Genomic DNA, 274 nt, shown 5'->3' with positions numbered 1-274 from the left:
GAATCGAGCATTCCATGATTCAGTTAACATAACTCTTGTAGGTGAAAGACTTGGATTGGAGTTATCAAAATATGGAATTGGAACGGAAGTAGATAAGAGTGATATAAATGCAAAGTTAAATGAACGGGGTTGGCAGTATGGTCAATCGTATAACATGTCGAGGGAAATTTTAACCCAAGCCATTGAAGATCATGGAGAGTTTGAATATTACTTTGATATTCATAGGGATTCTCAGCCACGGGAAAGAACTACTGTTGAAATAAACGGAGAAACT

1 protein-coding gene is annotated in these 274 nt (G+C 36.9%); it reads left to right on the top strand.

Going from position 1 to position 274, the window contains the following annotated elements; genetic code table 11:
• A partial coding sequence (locus AOA62_RS29605) for a stage II sporulation protein P (protein ID WP_178075666.1) occupies window positions 1-274 on the top strand: 274 nt, incomplete at both ends.

It is taken from the genome of Pseudomonas sp. 2995-3 (assembly GCF_002742565.1).
In the GTDB taxonomy this organism is placed as follows: domain Bacteria; phylum Pseudomonadota; class Gammaproteobacteria; order Pseudomonadales; family Pseudomonadaceae; genus Aquipseudomonas; species Aquipseudomonas edaphica.
Note: the sequence above shows the minus strand (reverse complement) of the source record. Positions and strands in the feature narration are given on the sequence as shown.